21 protein-coding genes are annotated in these 22,245 nt (G+C 49.1%); 10 read left to right on the top strand and 11 right to left on the bottom strand.

What is annotated here, in order from left to right:
* Positions 1 to 147: 147 nt before the first annotated feature.
* Positions 148 to 2,469, bottom strand: coding sequence for a helicase C-terminal domain-containing protein (locus BMW94_RS04310; protein WP_090994863.1), 2,322 nt, complete (start codon positions 2,467 to 2,469; stop codon positions 148 to 150).
* A gap of 367 nt (positions 2,470 to 2,836) precedes the next feature.
* On the opposite strand from BMW94_RS04310, the gene BMW94_RS31115 reads away from it, so the two are divergent.
* A complete protein-coding gene (locus BMW94_RS31115; RefSeq protein WP_090994860.1) occupies positions 2,837 to 3,334 on the top strand; it encodes an antibiotic biosynthesis monooxygenase family protein in 498 nt (165 codons plus the stop codon).
* A 313-nt stretch (positions 3,335 to 3,647) separates the two neighbouring features.
* On the top strand, positions 3,648 to 5,636 hold the full coding sequence (locus BMW94_RS04300) for an LTA synthase family protein (RefSeq protein WP_254790107.1): 1,989 nt from the start codon (positions 3,648 to 3,650) through the stop codon (positions 5,634 to 5,636).
* 408 nt (positions 5,637 to 6,044) lie between these two features.
* Here the strand turns inward: BMW94_RS04300 and BMW94_RS04295 are convergent, their stop codons facing one another.
* The 4 genes from BMW94_RS04295 to BMW94_RS04280 all read right to left on the bottom strand — a co-directional run bounded on the left by BMW94_RS04295 (position 6,045) and on the right by BMW94_RS04280 (position 9,379).
* Complete coding sequence (locus BMW94_RS04295; protein ID WP_090994857.1) at positions 6,045 to 6,716, bottom strand: GNAT family acetyltransferase; 672 nt, start codon at positions 6,714 to 6,716, stop codon at positions 6,045 to 6,047.
* Between the two features lie 111 nt (positions 6,717 to 6,827).
* The gene (locus BMW94_RS04290; RefSeq protein ID WP_090994856.1) at positions 6,828 to 7,502 is read right to left on the bottom strand and encodes a GNAT family N-acetyltransferase; all 675 of its coding nucleotides are present in this window, start codon (positions 7,500 to 7,502) and stop codon (positions 6,828 to 6,830) included.
* Between the two features lie 70 nt (positions 7,503 to 7,572).
* The gene (locus BMW94_RS04285) at positions 7,573 to 8,430 is read right to left on the bottom strand and encodes a carbon-nitrogen hydrolase family protein (RefSeq protein WP_090994853.1); all 858 of its coding nucleotides are present in this window, start codon (positions 8,428 to 8,430) and stop codon (positions 7,573 to 7,575) included.
* A 64-nt stretch (positions 8,431 to 8,494) separates the two neighbouring features.
* On the bottom strand, positions 8,495 to 9,379 hold the full coding sequence (locus tag BMW94_RS04280) for a cidABC operon transcriptional activator CidR (RefSeq protein WP_090994850.1): 885 nt from the start codon (positions 9,377 to 9,379) through the stop codon (positions 8,495 to 8,497).
* A gap of 165 nt (positions 9,380 to 9,544) precedes the next feature.
* On the opposite strand from BMW94_RS04280, the gene BMW94_RS04275 reads away from it, so the two are divergent.
* From BMW94_RS04275 to BMW94_RS04255, 5 genes are all read left to right on the top strand, one after another.
* The gene (locus BMW94_RS04275; RefSeq protein ID WP_063567332.1) at positions 9,545 to 9,916 is read left to right on the top strand and encodes a CidA/LrgA family protein; all 372 of its coding nucleotides are present in this window, start codon (positions 9,545 to 9,547) and stop codon (positions 9,914 to 9,916) included.
* Entirely contained in the window at positions 9,913 to 10,593 is a 681-nt protein-coding gene (locus BMW94_RS04270; protein WP_090994848.1) for a CidB/LrgB family autolysis modulator, read from the top strand. Before BMW94_RS04275 ends, BMW94_RS04270 begins: the two co-directional genes overlap by 4 nt.
* Positions 10,594 to 10,698: 105 nt before the next feature.
* The gene (locus tag BMW94_RS04265) at positions 10,699 to 11,217 is read left to right on the top strand and encodes an AbrB/MazE/SpoVT family DNA-binding domain-containing protein (RefSeq protein WP_090903297.1); all 519 of its coding nucleotides are present in this window, start codon (positions 10,699 to 10,701) and stop codon (positions 11,215 to 11,217) included.
* A 127-nt stretch (positions 11,218 to 11,344) separates the two neighbouring features.
* On the top strand, positions 11,345 to 12,040 hold the full coding sequence (locus BMW94_RS04260; RefSeq protein WP_090994845.1) for a Crp/Fnr family transcriptional regulator: 696 nt from the start codon (positions 11,345 to 11,347) through the stop codon (positions 12,038 to 12,040).
* 79 nt (positions 12,041 to 12,119) lie between these two features.
* Entirely contained in the window at positions 12,120 to 12,956 is an 837-nt protein-coding gene (locus BMW94_RS04255) for a DNA alkylation repair protein (RefSeq protein WP_090994839.1), read from the top strand.
* 116 nt (positions 12,957 to 13,072) lie between these two features.
* On the opposite strand, the gene BMW94_RS04250 is transcribed toward BMW94_RS04255, so the two are convergent.
* On the bottom strand, positions 13,073 to 13,459 hold the full coding sequence (locus BMW94_RS04250) for a DoxX family protein (protein WP_090994836.1): 387 nt from the start codon (positions 13,457 to 13,459) through the stop codon (positions 13,073 to 13,075).
* Between the two features lie 419 nt (positions 13,460 to 13,878).
* Between BMW94_RS04250 and BMW94_RS04245 the strand changes: the two genes are divergently transcribed.
* The gene (locus BMW94_RS04245) at positions 13,879 to 14,166 is read left to right on the top strand and encodes a winged helix-turn-helix transcriptional regulator (protein ID WP_062321783.1); all 288 of its coding nucleotides are present in this window, start codon (positions 13,879 to 13,881) and stop codon (positions 14,164 to 14,166) included.
* Between the two features lie 115 nt (positions 14,167 to 14,281).
* On the opposite strand, the gene BMW94_RS04240 is transcribed toward BMW94_RS04245, so the two are convergent.
* The 5 genes from BMW94_RS04240 to BMW94_RS04220 form a co-directional block, all read right to left on the bottom strand.
* Positions 14,282 to 15,286 (bottom strand): Gfo/Idh/MocA family protein, encoded by a 1,005-nt coding sequence (locus tag BMW94_RS04240; RefSeq protein WP_090994833.1) that lies wholly within the window; start codon positions 15,284 to 15,286, stop codon positions 14,282 to 14,284.
* Positions 15,287 to 15,354: 68 nt separating this feature from the next.
* Positions 15,355 to 17,013, bottom strand: coding sequence for a glycerol-3-phosphate dehydrogenase/oxidase (locus tag BMW94_RS04235; protein ID WP_090994830.1), 1,659 nt, complete (start codon positions 17,011 to 17,013; stop codon positions 15,355 to 15,357).
* Between the two features lie 393 nt (positions 17,014 to 17,406).
* Positions 17,407 to 18,894 carry a glycerol kinase GlpK gene (gene glpK / locus BMW94_RS04230; protein WP_090994827.1) on the bottom strand — a complete coding sequence of 496 codons (1,488 nt, stop codon included), beginning with the start codon at positions 18,892 to 18,894 and terminating at the stop codon, positions 17,407 to 17,409.
* A 23-nt stretch (positions 18,895 to 18,917) separates the two neighbouring features.
* On the bottom strand, positions 18,918 to 19,496 hold the full coding sequence (locus BMW94_RS04225; RefSeq protein WP_090994824.1) for a glycerol-3-phosphate responsive antiterminator: 579 nt from the start codon (positions 19,494 to 19,496) through the stop codon (positions 18,918 to 18,920).
* 265 nt (positions 19,497 to 19,761) lie between these two features.
* The gene (locus BMW94_RS04220; protein WP_090994821.1) at positions 19,762 to 20,529 is read right to left on the bottom strand and encodes a GTP cyclohydrolase II; all 768 of its coding nucleotides are present in this window, start codon (positions 20,527 to 20,529) and stop codon (positions 19,762 to 19,764) included.
* A 327-nt stretch (positions 20,530 to 20,856) separates the two neighbouring features.
* Between BMW94_RS04220 and BMW94_RS30835 the strand changes: the two genes are divergently transcribed.
* On the top strand, positions 20,857 to 21,639 hold the full coding sequence (locus BMW94_RS30835; protein WP_254790106.1) for an ABC transporter substrate-binding protein: 783 nt from the start codon (positions 20,857 to 20,859) through the stop codon (positions 21,637 to 21,639).
* The gene (locus tag BMW94_RS30830) at positions 21,636 to 22,130 is read left to right on the top strand and encodes an extracellular solute-binding protein (RefSeq protein ID WP_254790105.1); all 495 of its coding nucleotides are present in this window, start codon (positions 21,636 to 21,638) and stop codon (positions 22,128 to 22,130) included. The genes BMW94_RS30835 and BMW94_RS30830 overlap by 4 nt, the downstream gene beginning before the upstream one ends.
* Positions 22,131 to 22,245 lie beyond the last annotated feature (115 nt).

The following is a 22,245-nucleotide window of genomic DNA, read 5'->3' as shown; positions in this document are numbered from 1 at the left end:
TTTTCAAAGGGGAAAATCTGGGGATAAAGGCGAGGTGTATGCTTCCGATGCAGCTTTCTTACAGAAAGCTTGTAGCTTCGCTTCTTCAGGTTATTTCTGCCCTCTCCGTTCCCGTGTAAATGTTTAGTTCAATTCATATAAATATCATTATTCGGGTGAAATCCGTGTGTAGTCCTGCCATTCCTCAGGCAGCAATGAACGATACGGTTCCTCGGTGAAACGATCGTCGACCAGTACCAGCACACCCTTGTCCTCTTCCGTACGTATCAGCCTTCCACCTGCCTGCAATACCTTGTTCATGCCGGGGAAAACATAGGCATAATTAAATCCGTTTCGCCCTGTCCGACTATAATAATCGCGTAGTACGTTGTTCTCCAGACCAATCTGGGGAAGTCCGGCCCCGACCACCACCACTCCGTTCAGACGATCACCCGGAAGATCCACACCTTCCGAAAATACACCGCCCATAACGGCAAATACCAATCGTGTTCGTTCCGGATGTGGCTGGAACGCGTTCAGGAACGCCTCCCGCTCCTCTTCACTCATGCCCTGCTCCTGCATCACGACTTCTGCCTCGCCCGGCTGTTCCATATACGTCCCGTGTACTTCGCGCATATATGGATAGGATGGGAAAAAGACGAGCAGGTTGCTATGCGGCCACTCGGCAACCAATTGGCGCAGCATATTGGCAATAGGCTGTCTGGAACGTTCACGATCCCGATAGCGAATCGATAACGGCAGCAATCTCACATCCAGCTGCTCTCGCTGGAAAGGCGAAGCAATACGCAAGGTATAATCCTCTTCCTCCGCACCTAGCATATCCCGGTAATAACCAAGAGGTGACAATGTCGCAGAGAAATGAATGGTAGAGCGGAATCCTTTGGCAGTCTGGCGCAGCAGCACAGATGGATCCAGGCAGAACAGCTTCACTCGTACTTCACTTCGTACACATTCCATATAGGTAATGAAGCGTTCATCGTACAGCTTGGCGATACGGAGGAAATTCTGTGCGGTGAAATAGGCTGCCAGCAGCAATTCATCCGTCTCCGCATTCCCCGAACCGCCTTCAACAAGGCATTGTTCCGCAACCATGACAAAAGGCTCCAGCAGTTCAATCAGTTCCTCTGGCGCCTCCTGTTGCAGCAATTTGCCCTCATCCCCACCGTTTTTGCGGAGCGTAATCAGGTATTTGTCTATGGCGCCCGTTCGATCCGCAATAGCTTTGGCGGCAGTCACACTGCTGCCCAGCGTTTGGAATTCCCTTTTGACATCCAGAAAGACGGCCTTCTCCAGCTCTGCCGAAAACATCATTCGGCCCCGATCGACCAGATTATGTGCCTCATCGACCAGTAATACCGTCTTGCGCTTCTGCTCCTCCAGCATTCGTTTGAGCGAGATACGCGGATCGAAAATATAGTTATAGTCGCAGATCACCGCATCGGCTGCATACGCAGCATCCAGTGAAAATTCAAACGGACATACCCGATGCTTACGTGCGTACTGTTCAATAACCGGGCGTGTCATTAACGTCTCATGTTCCAGCATATCCAGCACGGCTCCATTAATACGGTCATAATATCCTTCGCACATGCCACACTGTCCCGTATCACAGGCTTCCTCTTCCTTGAAACAGATCTTGTCCTTTGCGGTCAGACTGATCACATGCATCTTCAATCCTTCCGCCTGCATCCGGGCAAAAGCCTCTTCTGCCGCCACTCGCGTCGTCGTTCTTGCGGTCAGATAGAACAATCGTTTGGCTTCTCCTTCACCAATGGCCTTGACCGTGGGAAACAGGACTGACATCGTTTTGCCAATACCCGTTGGCGCTTTCGCCATCAGTCCCTGCCCCTCGCGGATGGTCTTGTATACGGCTCCTGCCAGCTTGCGCTGTCCCTCTCTGTATTTGCGAAAAGGGAAAGGCAGCTCTCGCACGCTTATATCGCGCTTCTCTTCATACGCCACAATCATCTCTGCGTATGGCGCGTAACCAGCGACCAGCTCTGCTGCAAACTGTTCCAGCTCCTGCCGTTCCAGCATCCGCCGAAACCGTCTTTCCTCATTATTCACGGTGTGCACGTATGTAAGCTGTACCTGCATACGGGGTTCATCATGCTGAACGGCGTACATATAGGCATACATCATGGCCTGCGCCCAGTGTACGGGGGCCCCATCGCCCAGATCGTCCAGATTGCCCGCAGTTGATTTGATCTCATCCACCGTCAGTTGACCATCCAGACGAATCAGCCCGTCACATCGTCCCTCCACCACGTAGGTCAAGTCTCCATGCTGCAGTTCCACTTCGAGAACCACTTCTTTCAAATCCTCTTCTGTGTAATCCTTCTGCACTCGCTGGTGTATCCGGGTTCCCTCTTGCATCGATGCATTCGAGCGGAACCCTGGACGTATGCTGCCACTGCGGTACACATATTCCACCAAAGGCCTGACTGATATTCGAATTGCGGTTGTCATGCGATCACCCGTTCTGATTGTAGTCTCTCTACTTTATCACGAAAAGCAGTGCTCAAACCAGCCAATCAGCGGATTGGACTCGTCCCTTCCCATATGCTATGTTGGGGTGTATAAGTTGAACTAGATAAAATTACACTTGCCACTCCGATGACAGAACAATCTTCCGATCGCTGTTATCCCCAGATTTTTTGATTCATTTTCACAAAGGTAAACATCCGGGGATAAGCGTATGCTTCCGATGCAGCTTTCTTTCAGAAAGCTTTCAGGCGAACGCTTCGCTTCTCCAGCTTATTTCTGTCCTCTACGTTCTCGTGTAAAAGTGTAGTTAAACTTATATAGAATGTACGTAAATAAGGAGGCATCTTCTATGTATATCTATTTGGTCCCTTCACCGATTCCGGATGCACTTGCTGCATATCCGCATCTGACTTTGCGCAGCGAGGAACAGGTTCGTTTGGCCATTGAATCGACAGAACGTCTGATGAACATCGAGTCCGATGACAACGTAGCGGCGTACGAAGCCTTCGATGCCGCAGGCTCCTGGACAGGCGGCGGTTATGCCGTTCTGAACAATATACCTGTAACCGAAGATGGTCGGAACGACTTTGAGGAACGCTTCAAGAACCGTGCGCGCAAAGTGGAAGACGAACCCGGCTTTGTTGGTATTCGTGTGCTTCGTCCGCTAAAGGACGATACGTATGTCGTACTTACACTTTGGCAGTCCGAGGATCATTTCAAAAACTGGCAGCAGTCTCAAGCCTATAACCATGCTCACCGCAATCGCAGCACGAGTGAAGGGCTGACTGCACAGAAGCCCACCATGTTTCCAAGACCTTCATTCGTCACGACCTTCACCATAGAGTAAACAACCGGGAGCAAGCCTGATGTTTGCCCCAGAATCTGTATGCGTGTTTACAGATGTACTGTGATCAATGATTACACTTTGGGTAAGCATCATTTAATTATGTTCACTTTAAAATGCAACCCCTTCCGCCTCTTCCTCAATGGAAGGGGCTTTTTGTATACGTGAGGTCATGAATGACCCCAAGCGCCTCTCTCTTTTTTCCAATAATTGAAATAAATGAGCAATCAAGAAGTTCGGTGCTTTTGACACGACATGCCATGAGATAGCATAATACTTGTTAAATGAAACTTCGGAAAGAAAGGAAGGCGGTAACTTGTCACGCAATTCACTCACCCGGTTTCTAAGCGGACCGTTTATCGTGTTCACCGTTATTATGATGATCAAAAGCTCTCTGGCCTGGATTGTGATCTTCGATGACATCCCCGTCTGGAAACCGCTGCTGACAGAGTTGCCGCTGATCTGGATCTGCTTCTGTCTGATTGAATGGTTCGCAGCCAAACGCCGGATGTGGCTCTATCTCGGACTCAATCTGGTGTTATCGGGCATCTTCTTCGCAGCGATCATGTATTACAAATATTATGGTGTCATTGTCAATTATCACGCGCTCGCACAAGTTAATCAGGTAACCTCGGTCAAGAGCAGCATGTTCTCTTTGCTCGATCCGTATTATTTGTTTATTTTTGCAGATGTTCTGGTTATCGCGGGGATTCTGATTCGTCGGCGGATCAAGCTCGGCGGGACTGAACGTCCAGGCAGAGTGCCGCTTGAACGAAGGGCCAGAAGACGGATTGCCTCGGTCATTCTGATTCTGTCGATGATGCTGTGCATGCTCAACATTTACCCCAATCGGGCGAGCATGAGCGAGATTACACAGGCGGAGCAGATGGGGATTCTCGGTTACGAAGCCTACACCATCCTGGCTGATCGTCCTGACAAACCTGTGCCCCTTGATCAAATCGATCAAAATCATATCGACGAGATTAAACTAAAGACAGCATTGCCCTCTGTTGTTGAGGAGGGTGCAGCCAAAGGACGCAACGTTATTGTCCTCCAGCTCGAATCATTCCAGAACTTCCTGATCGGATTGCAGGTGGACGGACAGGAAGTTACACCCCATCTCAATAAGTTGGCTGGACAAAGCCTGTATTTCCCGAACTTTTATCAGCAAGTGGGACAGGGTAACACATCGGATGCCGAGTTTGTCGTGAATACATCGTTTTATACACCGCCCAACGGAGCCGCAGCTACCGTCTATGCCAATAAGGAATTTCCAAGTCTGCCCAGACTGATGTCCGCGAACGGTTATCAGACAGCCACATTCCATACGAATGATGTGCACTTCTGGAATCGCGATCAGTTATACAAGGCGCTTGGATTTGATCAGTATTATGACATCAATTATTTCGGAACAGAGGATTCCATCGCCTTCTCCGCATCGGATGAAGTGTTGTACAGCAAAACGCTCGATAAACTGGAGGACATGCAGGACTCAGGATCACCCTTCTATGCACAAATCATATCCATGTCTGCGCACCACCCTTACCATTTACCAGAAGATAAAAAAAGTCTGACGTTGCCGGAACGGTACGTTAATACGTTGCCAGGGGATTATCTTGTGTCCCAGCATTATGCCGATCAGGCCGTGGGGCAATTTATTGAGGGACTTAAGGAACGTGGACTATGGGAAAATAGCGTGCTGGTCGTTTACGGTGACCATCTGGGTCTGCCTATCTACTCCCTGGATCGGACTGATGAGAAGCTGATGCAGGAAATCTACGGTCGGGAGTACACGTCTGCGGACATGATCAATATTCCACTCATCGTCACGGCTCCTGGCATCACGCCGGCTGCGCAGCTGGAACAGATCGGAGGACAGGTGGATATTCTGCCAACGATCGCCGGCTTGACCGGAGCCTCTCTCCAGAACCAACTGTATTTCGGGCAGGATTTGCTGCGTGAGGGAAATAATCTGCTGCCAGAGCGCTATTATCTGCCCTCCGGTTCCGTATTGAACGATGCTTCATTGTTCGTTCCTGAGACGGGATACGGTGATGGTACGCATTATTCTCTTGCGGATGCCGGGAGACAGGATGTCGTTTCGGCAGAGTCTGACCGGGAGAAGGAAACGAATCCGGACAGTATGGAGGATCAACCGGCCGTGCCCGCATCTGCCATACCAACCGAAGAGGAATCAACCTCTTCCGAATATATTACCAAGGAACAGTATGAGCGGGCTTTGAATCTTCTCCACTTATCCAACAGTTATTTGAGTCAGTTACCGAATCGAAATGACGTTAAATAAAAATGAATCGTTAAATATATGTTTATAGGCTTTATTAACAATGAACTAATAATCTAGGATATGTCTTCAAACTCAGGTAAGCGATTTTCTAAGGAACTTGGGACGTCTTATTTGACCTCTAGGTCCTCTTTATACATTGTAAAGAATATCAGGCACGTTATTTTCCAAAATGCCCCGAAAAAACGCTGCAAACAGCTGTTTATTCTGATATAGCGTGTCTCAGCTTCCTTAGATTTCGGCGGACGTTTCAAATCCCTGAATAAGGCACCTCAGATTCGTTAGGGCAATAACCTAATGAAACCGGAAAGGCCCATTAAACAGAACCGATCACGGTCTGATTAACGGGCCTTTTCTTGGTTTTACTGCTGCTCAGAACATTACAATCACCTGTGACGGTCCTGCTCCCGTTTACAACGGCAGTAGTGGAACCGACTTGCGAGCAGTCAATTTCTCTACCATGGCAAGCCATTCTTGCGGTTTGTTCGGCAGCACCGCATAATATCGATTCAGGAAATCAGCCACCAGACTGGCTGGCAGTTCACCAAGCGACTCATCTCCTGGCATGAAGCACAGATCCAAGCCGCCAACCGCTTCCCCGTCCCCTTGCCAGGATGGATGAACGTACGGGAAGTCCAAACGCTGGTATCCCAGATGGGACAATACTTCGCGACGTACATACGGGTCCATTGGCTTGATGCCGCCAAACTCATGATCTTGACTCAGATAAGGGTTATAGATTTCGGCAAACATGCCGAACAGTTCTTTCCCGTTTGCCGCAGCCAACTTTTGCAGATCACGCTTGCGGTGATTCGCCAGAAAACTGCCGGTCCCCAGACCTTCGCGCCCAATTATCGTAAAGTCCGTCATGGCTACGTTCCAGTCCTCGTAATAACGGTACTCCGTCGCTCCAACAACTTGTCCTTCATGCACAGCCACGAACACCCGAATACCCGGATCTTCCAACGGCTCTGCCCACAGGGGGAAGTCCAGCACTTCTTCTCGTGGGAAGATCTCCTGCATCAGCTTGTGCATCTGGGCAAAAAGTGGATCGTTGATAGAGGTAATACGCGTGAATTCCATAGAAAAATGCCTCCTCATTCATGATATGTATTGGCGATTATATTGCCATCTTCGATGTGAATACTCCAGCCTTAATGTGTGCAAACATGTTTCACACTGACAAACGATGTATTATCTGAACGGATTCTGCCACTCCATCAGGGCTGCATAGTTGCACGATTCCTCATCGTCCAGATAGTCTGCGGTCACACCAACCGGCATGCGGCCACAGCGAAGCAGGAACGATATCACCGGATCACGCCTCTCGCCCGCCGCCACCTGATCCAGATATTCCTGCGCAGACAGTTGGTCTGCAGCCAAATGATAACCCGGCATTCTACCCGCACCTAGTAACCGATCCATACCCTGTGCAATCACTAGGTGGTACATCGCCTGCATCATAAGCTGAGCCAGTCCCCACTTGCGGTACTTCGGACGAACACAGAGATCGACAATATACAGCGTGTTGCCATCCGGGTTGTGGTTACGAATATAGCCGTCATCCGTTGCTTCGGCCCAGGTATGACTTGCTGGATGTGCAGGATCCCACTGCATCCGCAGCGAAGTCATCGAGCCGGCCAATTCTCCATCCACTTCAATACAGATGGCACCCTCCGGGTAATGCTGCACATGACTGGTGAGCTGCTCGTGACTCCAGAGCAGCTCTTCCGGATAAGGTGGAGGGAAACTCTCCGCCTGAATGCGAATGAGTTCCTCGTAGTCGGCTGCAACATAATTGCGGACGACTGCCTTTACCCTTTTGCCACTCTGATCTGGATCGGTAATCAGCATTTCTTTGGTATACATGTTCCCGGGTCACCCCTTTCCACTGACATATGAATTTCCTGTTCTGTTTCGCTTCGTTATAGAGGAAGCTTTACTCCCAATCGGTATACAGATCAGTCCGACGGTCACGCCAGGTCGTTACCGATCCACGTTCGCGCACCTCATACAACAAGTCCAGATCCAGATCGGCGGTCACGATCATATCATTGTTAATCTCACCCTCGGCCAGAATGCCACGTGGCGGGAATGGGATATCATTCGGCGTAATAATTGCAGCCTGTCCGTAGTTGGCACGCATGAAATCAACCGTCGGCAAGTTGCCTACCGTTCCGGTTAACACAACATACACCTGATTCTCCACCGCGCGGGCATGACTCGTATAACGCACACGGTAGAATCCGTGCCGGTCGTCCGTACAGGAAGGGCAGAAGATCACGTCAGCGCCTTTGGCTTTGGCCATCCGCACAATTTCCGGGAATTCAATATCGTAACAGGTCAGCATCGCAATACGGCCTTTATCCGTGTCGAACACCTCAAGCCCATCTCCGGGAGCCATATTCCATTCCTGTACTTCGGTTGGTGTAATGTGAATCTTGTCCTGGCGAGCGATGCGACCATCCGGGTAGAACAGGTGGGCTGTGTTGTACAGCTTCCCTTCACGGCGAATGACGTGGGTTCCCCCAATGACGTGCATGCCGTACTTGGCAGCAAGTGATGTGAATAGTTGCTCATATTGCTCCGTAAAGTTCGGCAGATCCTCAATTGTCAGCGCATTACCTTGTTTGTCCCCAATGGACATTAATTGCGTTGTGAAAAATTCCGGGAACAGCACAAATTCGGTTCCGTACTCGCTCGCTGTCCGTATGTAATGCTCAGCCTGAGCGGCGAACTGCTCAAATGAGCTGATTGTTTGTAATTGGTATTGTACAGCGGATACCCGCAGTTTCATGTTCCTACACCTCCACCATAATTATGCTTCCATTGTAACAACGATCCGGGGTCAACAAAAGAGTTTACTCACTCAGCATGGACTGTGTGAAACTGATCCACTCCCGGGTTGCAAAGGATAAATATCGGTCCTTCCGCCAAATCATGCCGAGCTGCCAAGGAATCACAGGTTCCATCACGGGTATAATGCGCACACGCATATGATCTACCTCACGGCAGATTGTCTCTGGCAGCAACGCCACACCCAAATTGGCCGCTACCATCGCACTGAGCAGATCCCACTGGGAGCTCTCATACACCACCCGAGGCTGGAATCCCACGTGCTGACAAGCAGCGATAATCCGGTCATGCAGCGCAAAATCCTCACGGAACAGCACAAATGCATCATGCTCCAGCTCGCGCAGCGCGACAGACTCTTTACTCGCAAGCGGGTGCGATGGATGTACGAGCAGATTCAGCTTCTCTTTAACAAAAACAAAATGATCCACCAGTTCATCCACCGTTGGAAGAACGGCAACACCAATATCCAGTGCACCGCTGATCACATCGGCCTCCACTTTTTTCGCACCATCCTCGAACAGCTGAATGGTCACCTGCGGATAGGCTTTGTGAAACTCACCGATAATCATCGGGAAAAAGCTGGACCCCACCATCGGTGGCAGACCAATGCGAAGATGCCCTTTCTTCAGATTCATCAGATCGTCCAGCTCGGACGATAAGCTGCGAAATGACTTTTCAATCTCCAGCGCCTGTCGGAAAAAGACATGCCCTGCATCCGTCAGCGCGACCTTCTTGCCATAACGATCCAGCAAAGTTACGCCCAATTCGTCTTCCAAGCTTTTGACGGTTTTGCTAATGGTCGGTTGTGTAATGAACAGCACTTCGGCCGCTTTGGTGAAGCTTTGCTGCCGCGCAACTTCCAGAAAATATTGCAAATGGCGGATATCCATCGTCTGATCCCCATCTCTCATAGATAAATGGAATGGTAAACATTCTTAATATGCATTTTACTCATGAAAGAATGCGATGTAAAATTTGTTATATCAAACAACGCTTCCATTCATTTTCATAAACAACTCAAAATCATCACGTTCATTATACAAGGGGGGATTGAAGTGAAGAAATGGGGCCTTGGCATTTTGCAAGTTGCGCTCTTGATGGCCTTTTCACTGCTCATGGACCAGTTGGCCCGTGCTCTCCATCTACCTGTACCAGGTTCAATACTCGGTATGATCGTGCTGTTCATTTTGCTTCAGACCCGTGTCGTGAAGCTGCGCTGGATCGAAATTGGAGCTGCCTGGCTGCTCGGTGAGCTGCTGCTGTTCTTCATCCCGTCAGCCGTTGGCATTATGAACTACATGCCCATGCTGGAGCAAGACGGATTGCAAATTCTATTTATTGTTCTGCTTAGCACGTTTCTGGTCATGGCATGCACAGGCCTTGTTGCCACCCGAATCGCCAAACGAAAGGAGCGTCACACTGGATGATTGGATTCTTCTGTCTCTTGTTAACCGTCGGTATATACTGGGTCGCCAAACGCATGTATCGCAACCTGCCCAAAGTGTATCTGTCTCCGCTGCTGATTACGCCACTTCTTGTCGTCGGTGTGCTGCTCGCAACAGGTACGGATTACGCTGCCTACAGCAGTGGTGGTAAATGGCTAAGTTTGCTGCTTCAACCGGCAACGGTGGCCTTCGCCATACCGCTCTATACGTTCTTCCATGTACTCAAAAAACATATTTCCGAGATCGTCTTCAGTGTTATGACAGGCTCCGTGGTAGCGGTCCTCTCATCTGCCCTGCTCGCCAAATGGCTGCGCCTGGACTCCGGACTCATTCATAGTCTGATTCCGAGATCAATCACGACCCCCATTGCGATGAACGTATCGGCTACCATTGGAGGCATTCCGGCCGTTACCGCGGTTTTTGTCATCATGACCGGTCTGCTGGGGGCAATTATGGGGCCATCCATTGTAAAAGTGCTGCGTATTGATGGCGAGATTGCACGTGGCACGCTGCTTGGAACCGGTGCCCACGGAACAGGCACATCCAAAGCATTTGAGCTCAGTTCACTGACTGGAAGCATCTCCAGCATCTCCATGGTACTGGCTGCCTTGTTCACATTAGCGGTTGCACCCGTACTATCTAAACTTATTTTCCCATAATAGATGGAATTAACCCTATTTCTTGAAATATTATTGTTGTATTAAAGCCCTTTCTTCCTTACAATAAGGACAGGTTTTAATTGTGAATATTGCGGGGGAGATGCGATGAAAAGAACCGGAATGAAGAGATCTCTGGACCGCCTTGGACGAATTGTCCTTCCCAAAGAAATGCGGGATACGATGGAAATCCATATCGGCGATCCGCTCGAGTTTTTCATTGAAGGGAAAGAGTTGATTTTGAGAAAGTACAAATCAACGTTGTGTGTGTTTTGCGGTGATGTGGATACGGAAATGTATTTCAAAGAGCAATTCATCTGCCGGACTTGTGCAATTCAATTAAAACACCCGGATGACACTCCCGAATGGTTCGTTCCTCAGAACAAACAGGCTCCTGCACCCGTGGAGCGTCCTGCTACCGAATCCGCCACAGTCTCGTCTCCCGCATGGGAAGAAGGGGCTACAGCTGCCAACCAAGAGTACCCGGACCTGCGGCCGAAGACGGCACGTATGCTGCAACAAATGAAGGAAATCGTTGAACAGAATCCCGGTTTGGCTCAACAGCAAATTGCGGAAAAGCTTGGCATTAGCCAAGGACGCGTCTCCCAACTTAAAAAGCTACTATAATAGGAATTTATTCGATTATTTATAATCGGGAGACCTTCCGTTTCAAGAAGTCCCGTTGCATGAGAACCCTTTGAACTCCGTGGGTTCTTCTTTTTTTTATTTTCATACGGTAAGGGAAAGGAATGCTATGGATAAAATCCTCTATTTATCACAATTCAATCTGATGTCCTCTTTGTCCGAGGCAGACCTGATCGAAATGGACAGCATGACGTCCATCACGACCTTGGCCAGGAATACGCTGATCCAGACACCGGATACATTTGCGGAAGGTTTTTATTTTGTGAAAAAAGGGAAAGTCCGCCTGTACACATTATCGGAAGAAGGGAAACAATTTACTCTCGATATTTTGAAGGAAGGAAATGTGTTTGGGGAAATGAACGGCATTTCACTTGGCACACGTTCCGTATATATCGAAACCCTGGAGGAATGCGATATTTGCCTGATGAACAGGCAGCGTTTTGAACAATTTCTGATTGAACACCCCGAGTTTATGATGAATCTGATGAAAGTACTCAGCGAGCGAATCAAGGGCATGAGTGAGTTGACACAGAAGCTGGCCTTGGGTAATCTGCATGACAAAATTATGCATAATCTTACTCGACTGGCGGATCAGATGGGGTGGGTGGACGAAGGAGATTATGGTCGGATCAACCTTGTACTGACCCATCAGGAGATTGCCTGGATGGCTGGGGCCACGCGTGAGTCTGTCAGTGTTGCCCTGCAAGATCTTGCACGGGTTGGCCGTATTCGTACTGGATTCAAATCCGTCGCCCTGCATCGTAATGAACTATCCGCTTCATGCACAGCTAACACCCAGTTGTAAGCCACATTACATCTCTATCCTGCTGCCAATTGTATCGTGTAGATGATGAATCCACATACATGCAAGGAGGAGTACGGTGATGGATGTACAGAAAGAACTGCATATACCCGAGGATGTTCTGCTTCGCAAAGGTGCCCGTAAAGGGATTGAGATCCCGGATCATATCCGCAACCTACTTCAATCGGGGCATATCGAATCCGTAAATTTGACGGAGTGGCTCGCCGTTGATCACATTCTCCTTTTTCAGCAGGTCTCTCATGGACGGGGAATGGATACCGATACACAGGAAATGATGGAACAGCTAGCACAGATAAATGAGCAGCGGGTCATGAAAATCATTCCGACTATCGCCGCGAACTGGCTCAACCTTCTGGAACGAATGGAGGAAAAGGAGCGATTACATCATTTTCGTTTCCTTGCAGAACACCGTTCAGACAGTGTACGCTGCTGGGCAGCCTATATCATCGGATTGGATTCCCGCTTAAGCCTGATTGAAAAACTCGATCGTATCCGTCCCTTTGCCGCAGATCATCACTTTGGTGTACGAGAAATTGCCTGGATGGCTGTTCGGGAGCCGATTACGGCTGAATTGTCGGAAGCGCTGGCGCTTCTCATGGACTGGGCGATCGATCCCGACCCACTGGTTCGACGGTTTGCCATAGAATCGACAAGACCGCACGGTGTGTGGGCCAAACATATTCAGGAGTTGAAAGAAAACCCTGCGATAGCTCTGCCTCTGCTGAACCATGTGAACTCGGATGCTCATAAATATGTACAGGACTCTGTCAGCAACTGGCTGAACGATGCCGCCAAAACCAACCCGGATTGGGTTCGTCAGGTATGCGACACTTGGATCCAGCAATCGGATACCAAGCATACGCTGCGGATTATCACACGTGGTCAAAGAAGCCTTTAATCTCAAAGCATTCCTTTCGTGGGACAGCCCTTCGATAATAAAAAAGATGACTACCGCTCCATTGCAGTGGTCATCTTCTTCATATTGGAACATTTGAATCCAAATCAATCAAACTCTTAGACCTGCACGAGATCGATATCCATTTCTTCCGCTTCCAGTTTACGCATACCCATAATAAGAACAACAATGTTAGCAACCAACAGTACTACCGGGAAAGGAACAGCCGCATATTGTCCATAAATCAGATGACTCCCCACAGCCCCAATCAGAATGAACGTCAATACGCCTGAAGCCAGAATACGAGTACGTGGAATCAGCAAGCCCACCGCACTGAGCAGTTCTACTGCACCAATGAGATACATCGTCCATGTAGGATAGGAGAAACCTTCGAAAGTCTGTACCATCATCTCTGCTCCACTAACCTTGTTAAAGCCTGTCATTACAAACACACCCGCAAGCACAACCAACGCAATATATCCCAAAATTCTTATGCCTTTGTTCATATGTATAATCCTCCTGAAAATGAATGTCTATATCCATCTGTTGTATAAAAGAAATCTATGTAAAAGTTACCACGTAACTCTATTTTTAAAATGGGTAGTTTGCATCTACGAAAATAGTATGTGCTGATATTATACATATTAATAATCATTAACTTACTTTTATGAAGTGAGTATATAATAATAACATTATTTATTCAAGTAATTTTTTGACGAATAGTGTATAATACATACAAAAGGTATGTTACAGTACATTTTGTATGTAACATGTTGACTTCATTGTCCCTTACTTTGGTCAGAGCGGCAGAAAGCCACGCACTTTTATATATACGAGAAAATCCATAATACTTACTTGAATCGAGGTGAACACGTTGAAGCTGAGAAAAGTAAAATCCCCAAGTCCCTGTCTCATTACGCAAGCCATGGATATCATCGGTAAGAAATGGGTACTGCTCATCATGTACCAACTGTTATCCGGACCCAAACGATTCACAGAGCTGGAAGCAGAAATGGCGATTAGCGGTCGGTTGTTATCCGAACGTCTGAAGGAAATGGAAATGGAAGGTATCGTAACCCGCCATATGTATCCTGAAATTCCGCCCCGCGTAGAGTATGAATTGACGCCCAAAGGCAGAGCTATCGAACCCGTCATCAATCAGATTTACAACTGGTCCTCAGACTGGTTGAAACAGCAGCAGTCTACTAAGTAGCCAGATTCTGATTCATGTACAACACAAAGACGCCCGAATTGAACTGATCTTCCGATCAGTCCAGATTCAGGCGTCTTTTTCATGGGGTTACATTTCTGGTTACGTCATAAAAGGATTAATGAGAGAGATGTTTGGAGCGCTGAAGCTGTACCGGCAATCCTGAATCTGCCGAAGCCAATGCCGCCGTTGTAATTTCCTGTGTACGGCAGGCATCCGCATAATCGGACAAAATCCGTGAACGATCTCCGGTACGAAGGGCGTGAATGAACGCTTCATTTTCCCGCTCATACGGGTTATGCCCTGCGGGAATCTCCAGACCTGCCATTGCATGAGGGGCAGCACTTGGCAGAAGAAGACGTTCAGGCGTCCAATCCCAGACTCCGGCATCTGTGTAGAACTGAAGCCCTGCGCCGCCCTCACCATCTGGCAGCAGGCAGGTATTCGCAATGCTCGCGATGGCCCCACTCTCCAGCTTAAGCGTTACATTCGCCACATCAGCTACCGTGACATGCTCATGCTTTTCATGCATGCTGCGTTGGGCCGCTACAGCGTATACTTCTGTCACTTCACCAGCACAATACCGCAGCAAATCCACGATATGGGTCGTCTGTTCCACAAACTGTCCCCCGGAGCCTTCCTGGCGACGCCACCAGGCGACTCCTGGCATTCCGCCCATCCAGCGCCCAAGCGCCATGCCGACGGTCTGCTCTTTCATCGCTTCTTTCAGTACCTGTGCAGCCTCCTGATAGCGGAAATGATAACCTACCGTTGTCAACAATCCGGACTTCTGTACCTGATCCAGCACCTGACGAGGGATATCCATGCCTGTACTCAGCGGTTTCTCCACCAGGAACGGGATGCCCCGACGAATCAATTCAGCTTCAATCGATCCATGAGACATCGGAGGCACACAGATATAGACTGCATCCAGCTTTTCACCATCCAGCATATGTTCAAGTTCACCGTAGCCAACAGCATCATAGACGGAAGCCATGGCCTCCGCCTTTTCCAGCGCTGTACCACAGACAGCTGCTACACGAACACCTTCCATTCGTGCCAGAATATCGGCATGTACCTTGCTGAACCAACCTGTTCCAATGATTCCGATCTGTAAAGTCATAGATGTAATCCCCTCTCCTTGTTACACGCTTACATGTTCCATTCGACCCCCAGATGCGAAATCCTGCATTACATTTTGCCCGATGCTTCCAAGAGCAGCTGATCCAGTTCATTCGCAAACCGTATCGCTTGCTCCTCCCGCCAATCCAGGCGTTCAGCCATATACTGAATAACCGCTGCCTTATACTGACGGACTTCGTCAATGCGGAAAAACAGGTCTCCGGTGCGTCTCACAAAAAAGTCTGCAGGTGTCACAGCCATCTCCTCGTCAATGGCATAACGCAGCATTAGCAGCAGCTCCTGTGACATTCCATACAGCTCGGCCTTTGTCCGCGGGTCAGGCATCCGCTCGTACAGTGCGTCCACATTGGAACCATACACTCGGGCTAATCGTTCCGCAGTAGATCTGTCGAGCCCAAGTGCTACGCCGTCCTTAATCTTGCGTTCAGCATACGCACCAAATCCGGCGGAACCGCCAACGTGGCCTCCAGAGATCGGCATCTTTTTTGTTATACATGGTCCAACGGATCTCCCCGTCTCCTGCTCCAATTGGCGGGCAGCCAGATCAACAACCATCTCGGCCATTTTGCGGTACCCGGTTAATTTACCCCCGGCAATCGTGATCAACCCCGAAGGAGCTGCCCACACTTCATCCTTGCGCGAAATTTCGGAAGGTCCTTTGCCTTCCTCATGAATCAACGGACGCACACCTGCCCAACCGGACTCCACATCCTCGGCTCGAATCCGAACGCCCGGGAACATGCCGTTGACAGCATCGATGACATAATCCCGGTCTGCTTCGGAGATTAACGGGTGTGCGGGATCATCTTCGTAGACGGTATCTGTGGTTCCTACATAGGTTTTGCCATCCCGCGGGACAGCAAAGACCATTCGTCCATCCGGTGTATCAAAATATACAGCCTGCCTTAACGGGAAACGTGTACCGTCGAATACCAGATGAATACCTTTCGTCATCTGCAACGTTTTGCCTTGGCGCGAACCATCGATCTTGCGCAGCTCATCCACCCATGGACCGGAAGCATTAATCACCTTGGTTGCCCGCAGATCATAAGATTGACCGCTGATCTGGTCCACAGCCTGAATGCCGGTAATAACTCCATTCTCCTTCAGGAATGCTACTGCCTTTACATAGTTCACAGCCTGTGCACCGCGCTGTACCGCTTCCTTCATTACCTCAATCGTAAGCCGGGCATCGTCCGTGCGGTATTCCACATAACGTCCACCACCCAGCAGTCCGTCCTTGCGCAGCAATGGCTCACTGTCTGAGACGGCCTCGGCATTTAACATCTGACGTCGTTCACTACGTTTTACTCCAGCAAGTCGGTCATACACCATCAGGCCAATGGATGTGCTGAAGCGGCCAAAGGTGCCCGCCGTATAGATGGGGAGCAGCATCGGTTCGGGTGTCGTCACATGCGGTCCATTCTCGTACACCACCGCTCGCTCCCGTCCCACCTCAGCCACCATTTTCACTTCAAGCTGCTTCAGATACCGTAGACCGCCATGCACCAGTTTGGTCGAACGACTGGATGTGCCTGCCGCAAAATCCTGCATTTCCACCAATGCTGTCTTCAATCCGCGGGAAGCTGCATCCAGCGCAATCCCGGCTCCCGTGATTCCCCCACCGATAATCAATATGTCAAAATGTGCATTCGCCATTCGATCCAGATATTCCGTACGCTTTTCTGCCGAGAACGATGTTGTCATCCTGATTCCTCCCATTGATTACCTCTGTTATACTCACAAAAGCACAAAAAAAAGACCACGTCATTCGCTTCAGCAATTGCTGAGCGGTACGTGGTCTCTCCCGATCTCCAGACATCATTTTTTTAACTTGTGACTTAATCCTATCACACATTTCTGGCGGCGTGAAGGCCTGAAATGACACATTATTCAAAAAATTTTCAAAAAGTTGTTCTGCCTGCGGATGGAATTTCAAGCTGACCCACTAATCATTTATTTTTCCTTATAGTGGGTATATGTTTTCTCTTCTCCAGGAAAATAACCCCTGTAAGTTATGCATCATTTTCCACCAATAAATATCATTTATTGTAGAACTTTAACGAAAAAGTACAAATGCCCATTCGAAATATAATCCACTCATTTGAAAACCATCGCTGCCTTCACGGCACGTTGCCACCCTGCATACCGTTCTGTACGCTCTTCTTCAGCCATAACCGGATGGAAGACACGTTCCGTATTCTCGTGATTCGCCAATTCATCCGCGCTATTCCAATAGCCTACTGCGAGTCCTGCCAGATAAGCCGCACCTAATGCCGTCGTTTCGTTCACATTGGGACGCTCCACAGGAATATTCAGAATATCACTCTGGAATTGCATCAGAAAATCATTGGCAGCCGCTCCCCCATCCACACGCAAGGCATTCACCGGAATACCTGAATCGGATTCCATTGCCGTCAGTACATCCTTGGTCTGATACGCCAGTGCTTCCAGGGTTGCACGGATAAAATGTTCTTTGGTGGTTCCTCGCGTCAAACCAAACACTGCTCCCTTAACTTCACTGTCCCAGTAAGGGCTGCCCAGACCTACAAATGCAGGCACCATATAAACGCCGTCTGTAGAGGGTACACGTGCCGCATAGTCCTCACTGTCTTTTGAGGAACGAAGCATCCGTAAGCCGTCACGCAGCCACTGTACCGCCGAACCTGCAACAAAAATACTGCCTTCCAGCGCATACTCGATTTTACCATTAATGCCCCATGCAATAGTTGTAATCAGCCCGTGGTTGGACTGTACGGGTTGTTCTCCAGTATTCATAAGCATGAAACAGCCGGTGCCGTACGTATTTTTCATGCTTCCCTTTGTGTAACAGCCCTGACCGAATAATGCCGACTGCTGATCTCCTGCTGCTCCGGCAATCGGAATCCGATGACCGAAGAAATGGTAGTCAACCGTGTGTGCGTACACCTCAGATGAACCGCGCACTTCCGGCAGCATGGCTCTGGGAATGTCCAAAATCTGCAGCAATTCCTCATCCCATTGCAGATCATAGATGTTGTACATTAAAGTGCGAGAAGCATTGGATACATCAGTGACATGAGTACCACCGCTCAGCTTCCAGATCAGCCAACTATCGATTGTGCCCAACAGGAGCTCACCCTTCTCTGCACGCTCACGGGCTCCAGGCACATGATCCAGAATCCACTTTACCTTGGTTCCCGAGAAGTAAGGGTCAATGAGTAAGCCCGTTTTCTGATGAAAAAGATCACCTAGACCCTTCGCCTTCAACTCATCACAAATGTCAGCCGTTTGTCTGGACTGCCAGACTACGGCATTATAGATGGGCCGGCCCGTTTCTTTGTCCCATACCACAACCGTTTCTCGCTGGTTCGTAATGCCGATGCCGGCAATCTGGACGGGCTTGATTCCACTTTCGGCCAGACATGAAGCCATCACTGCCAGAATGGAGCTCCAAATTTCATTGGCGTTCTGCTCCACCCAGCCCGGCTTGGGAAAGTACTGTGGAAATTCCTGCTGTGCAATATGTACAATCTCCCCGCTCCGGTTAAATAGAATAGCCCGGGAACTTGTCGTTCCCTGATCTAGGGCCAATATATATTTTTCCATACAGACAACCTCCTGTTGTGGGATTACTGCTTATATTCTGTATGCGATTTCTTGTAGTGCCGAATCAGGTCCACGTTGGAAGTGGTTACTGCAGTAGCTCCGGCTTCCAGCGCCAGTTCAACCTCTTCCGTTGAGCGGATCAACCCACCTGCAATAATGGGTATACCTGTCCGTATGGATACTTCTGCAATAATATGCGGGATGACACCAGGCAATACTTCAATATAATCTGGCTGGGTCTTGGACAGCAAAAGATAACTTTTCTCCAGCGCATTTGTATCCAGCAGAAAAACACGCTGAATGGCCGTAATCCCTTTCTGTTTCGCCTTCTGAATTACAGTGGCTCGCGTCGAAATCAGCCCTGCCGGACGAATATGCTGGCATAAATACTCTGCGGCATATTCATCGTTCTTCAGTCCCTGCACCAGATCGGCATGCAGTACTATTTTCTTGCCACGTCGCCGTGCTTCTTCCAGCAAACTATGAAGCTGCGCAATATGCGTATCCAGCATAACCCCATAGGTGTAAGGGCCTTCAATCATTGCTTCAAACTGCTTCATGCTCTTGGCAGCCGGTAACACATACTGTCCCTCAAATGGCACCTTCGTTCCTCCCGCATAAATCAGATGCCTATATTGTATAGTTCGTATGGTATGAACGGCAAGCAAAGTCAGGACCGTAAGATTAATTCTTGGCGTGAGACGGGACCGCTCCATTCTCTAAACTCAAAAAAGCTGTTCATGTATACCCCAGAAGGAGCATACACAAACAGCTTAAATTGTCCTGTCTATTGGACAGTATGGCGAACAGGCTTTATACCAAAATCATATTGAACGATCGATCGAGATCAGGATCGGGATCAACCTTTTAAGCCTGAGCATGCGGAAGCAAGGTTTCTCCGCCAACCCATCCATCATTTTCTGCCAAGTGACCGGAACGGCTCACTTTGGTCTGCAAATATTTTTCGTTGAAGGACGAGCGATCTCCCCACAGCGGCACACGTCCACCTACATTCAATCCCGCTTCCTGCAAAGCAGCGAGCTTGCGTGGATTGTTGGTGATCAATGTAACGGGTGCTGTACGAAGCGCACGCAATACGGCAATGGCATCATCATAATTACGCGCATCGTCTGTGAACCCAAGTTGCAGGTTGGCATCAACGGTATCCAGACCTTCCTCTTGCAGCAGGTACGCCATCGCTTTGCTGAACAGACCGATGCCACGCCCCTCATGGTTCGCCAGATAGAACAGCGCGCCTGCTCCATGGGCAGCAATCATCTTCATCGATTGCTCCAGTTGGAAGCCGCAGTCACAACGTTTGCTGCCAAAGATGTCGCCTGTATGACAGATGCTGTGCATCCGAATCAGTGCTTCCTGTGCTTCGGCAAAATCCCCGTAAACCAACACGCTGGATTGCTGACGTTCAGCCAGTTCGGCAGTAGCGAGAGATTCGATCAGCTCGCCGCTTTCCATAGCTTTCTCCGATTTCATCCAGCTGTACCACTGGAAGGTATGTGTCTCTCCATCCAGATTCACCGGAAGCTTAATCGGCCCAACGAGGTAAATGAATTCTTTTCCACTCGGAAAAGTCTGGATTTTGGGGGCGAGCAGTTGAATAATATGTGAATTAATCATTAGTAAGTTCCTCCTGTTAAGCCATCTTGGTTTGGTTATAAATTGATTCGCATCCAGACGGAAAATGGATCACTGGATTGCATATCATACGTATCTATATTATTGTCATCATCATTAGTTACTTTATGTAAGCAAGTTTAAAATAAAAATTATGTTGTGTCAAGTAACTTTTGTTTCTAAAGTAACTAATAAATTTATGATACGCAACCGACACAAATTTGTGTTTCATTTCAGGAATATTGGGTATGAGTTTATAAACTGCTCATACACTTATGTTGTAGTCCATCACACTTCATGCCTCGAACTTAACGATGAGGGGGTTATCACATGATCCGCCGGAAAAGAACATGCTGGACAGCCATTCTGCTAGTCTGTGTCATGCTGGTGAGCGGATGCTCCATCTGGCCGGGACAGAACGATTCATCGAACAACAAAAAGGTAGCGCTTACATTGTGGTACTGGAACCGTTCCATCGATGATAAGCTGATTGCCAAGGCCAAGGAAAAGTTCCCCAATATTGAACTGACCGCTCAGAAAATCGGTGGTGATTTCAAAGCAAAACTCAAAACGACACTCGCTGCGCGCTCAGGTGAGCCGGACATTGTCGCATTGAACGATTGGATCATGGAGCTCTTTCCCAGCGAGGACCGTTTCTATAATCTGTATGATCTCGGCGCAGGTGACGTCGAAGACCAATATCTGGATTGGAAATGGAAGCAAGGCGTTACACCGGGTGGACAAATGATCGGTTTCCCTATGGATACGGGACCGACAGCCCTCTTCTACCGTGCAGATCTGTTTAAGGAAGCCGGATTGCCTTCCGAGCCTGAAGAAGTGGCTCGTCAGATCAACAACTGGGACGCCTATTCTGCTGCCGGAGAACAGATCAAGGAAAAGTTCGGAGGCAAGGTTTTTCTAACCGACAATATTGGAACCGTTTACAATCAAATGTTATCGCAAGGAACCGAACGGTATTTCCGTCCGGACGGCTCGTTTATCGGTATGGATTCTCCACTCGTCAAGCAGAGCTGGGATACCCTGTATCCTTCAAGCAAAAAGGGCTGCTCGCTAATGCAGACGGCTGGACCCCGGGCTGGAACGCAGCGATGAATAATGGTGAGATTGCTTCCTTTGTGGGGGCGGTCTGGATGAAGCAGGTATTGCAGGAAGCCGCGCCGGATACCTCTGGCAAGTGGCGAGTCACTCGCGCTCCTGGTGGAGACGGCAATAACGGTGGATCATTCCTGTCCATTTTGAAGTCAAGCAAACACCCTAAAGAAGCGTTCGAAGTCATCCAGTGGCTGCAAAGCCCGGATAACCAGCTTGAACAATATAAAACGTTGAACCTGTTTCCTTCGGCACCTGGTGTGTTTGATACACCGGCGATGAAAGAAGAAGAACCCTTCTTCGGCGGACAGGCAACAGGGCCTGTATTTGCCGAATCGGCACAGCATGTGCCAGAGGCTTTCTTTGGCGAACGATACCCTTCGGTGCACAACATCATTACTCGGCGGCTGAATGATATTGCGAAGCAAAATGCCAACCCGGAGCAGGTCTGGCCTGATACGGTTCACCGTGTTGAGCGGGAGTTACAGCGTTAATTCAGACACTCTACTGAGATGGCAATCCGCAAAGGAGGAATTCATATGGCTGTAACCGAACCTCGCCTCACTCCGGATCCGGGGAAGGTAAGTCCGGATCTGGATCGGCAGAAAT

The sequence above is a fragment of the Paenibacillus sp. OK003 genome, assembly GCF_900109515.1.
Taxonomy (GTDB): domain Bacteria; phylum Bacillota; class Bacilli; order Paenibacillales; family Paenibacillaceae; genus Paenibacillus; species Paenibacillus marchantiae.
The sequence above is the reverse complement of the archived record's forward strand: the minus strand, read 5'-3'. Positions and strand labels throughout refer to the sequence as shown.